This window comes from Ruegeria sp. AH12, from assembly GCF_056541465.1.
In genome coordinates this window covers 1-1,698 of sequence record NZ_JBQFYL010000040.1, presented here as the reverse complement: position 1 = coordinate 1,698, position 1,698 = coordinate 1, and the positions used below count along the sequence as shown (strand labels likewise).

The 1,698-nt window shown below is 60.7% G+C and carries 2 protein-coding genes; both read left to right on the top strand.

The features are described from left to right. Nucleotides 1-759, top strand: coding sequence for an electron transfer flavoprotein subunit beta/FixA family protein (locus ACR0EL_RS21395; RefSeq protein WP_480502171.1), 759 nt, complete (start codon nt 1-3; stop codon nt 757-759). Then, nucleotides 759-1,688, top strand: a complete 930-nt coding sequence (locus tag ACR0EL_RS21390) for an electron transfer flavoprotein subunit alpha/FixB family protein (protein ID WP_480502169.1) — start codon at nt 759-761, stop codon at nt 1,686-1,688. The genes ACR0EL_RS21395 and ACR0EL_RS21390 overlap by 1 nt, the downstream gene beginning before the upstream one ends. Nucleotides 1,689-1,698 lie beyond the last annotated feature (10 nt).

Below are 1,698 nucleotides of genomic sequence, written 5' to 3'. Positions count from 1 at the left end.
ATGAAGGTACTCGTGCCTGTCAAGCGCGTGATTGACTATAATGTGAAGGTTCGCGTCAAAGCGGACGGTAGCGGTGTTGATCTCGCCAATGTCAAAATGTCGATGAACCCGTTCGACGAGATTGCCGTGGAAGAGGCGATCCGCCTGAAAGAAGCAGGCAAGGCTGACGAAGTCGTCGCCGTTTCGATCGGCGTCAAGCAGGCGCAGGAAACCCTGCGCACCGCTTTGGCCATGGGTGCCGACCGTGCAATTCTGGTTGTTGCCGCAGATGATGTGCACACCGATGTCGAACCGCTGGCCGTTGCCAAGATCCTGGCCAAAGTGGTCGAGGAAGAGCAGCCCGGTCTGGTTCTGGCGGGCAAGCAGGCCATCGACAACGACATGAACGCCACCGGTCAGATGCTGTCGGCCCTGCTGGGCTGGAGCCAGGGCACCTTTGCTTCAGAGGTGGACATCGAAGGCGACACCGCCAAGATCACCCGCGAAGTGGATGGCGGCCTGCAGACCATCAACGTCAAGATGCCGACCATCGTAACCGTTGACCTGCGCCTGAACGAGCCGCGCTATGCGTCGCTGCCCAACATCATGAAGGCGAAGAAAAAGCCGCTGGATGAGAAGACGGCCGCCGATTACGGCGTCGATGTCTCCCCGCGACTGGAAATCGTCAAAACCGAAGAGCCGCCGGCACGTGCCGCTGGTATCGTCGTAGGCTCGGTCGACGAGCTGGTCGAGAAACTCAAAGAAGCGGGGGCTGTGTAATGGCTGTTCTTCTTCTGGCAGAAGTCAACAATGGTGAGCTGTCGATGGACGCCACCGCCAAGGCCGTCAACGCCGCGAAAGCGCTGGGTGATGTGACCGTTCTGGCCGCTGGCGGGTCTGCCGCTGCTGCGGGTGAGGCTGCCGCCAAAATCGACGGTGTGTCCAAGGTTCTGGTCGCTGAAGACGACTCGCTGGGTCACCGCCTGGCGGAATCGACCGCGGCCCTGATCGTGTCGCTGGCCGATGGCTACGAGCATATCGTCGCCCCTGCGACCACCGACGCCAAAAATGTCATGCCGCGCGTTGCCGCGCTGTTGGACGTGATGGTGATTTCGGATGCGTCGGGCGTGGTTGACGGCTCGACCTTCGAACGCCCCATCTATGCGGGCAACGCGATCCAGACTGTCAAGTCGAACGACGCTAAGAAAGTCGTCACTCTGCGGACTGCAAGCTTCGACGCAGCAGCCGAAGGTGGCTCGGCCCCGGTTGAGACCATCTCGGTCCCGGGTTCCGAAGGCCTGTCCTCCTGGGTTGAAGACAAGGTTGCAGAAAGTGACCGCCCCGAGCTGACCTCGGCTGGTGTTGTTGTCTCGGGCGGCCGTGGTGTCGGCTCGGAAGAGGACTTCAAACTGATCGAGACTTTGGCCGACAAGCTTGGTGCCGCTGTTGGCGCGTCGCGCGCCGCAGTGGACTCGGGCTACGCGCCGAACGACTGGCAAGTAGGTCAGACCGGTAAGGTTGTTGCCCCTGACCTGTATGTCGCTGTCGGCATATCGGGTGCGATCCAGCACCTCGCGGGGATGAAAGACTCGAAGGTCATCGTTGCGATCAACAAGGACGAAGAAGCGCCGATCTTCCAGGTTGCCGACTTCGGTCTGGTTGCCGATCTGTTCCAGGCGGTGCCGGAACTGACTGAGAAACTCGGCTGATCTGACAGAC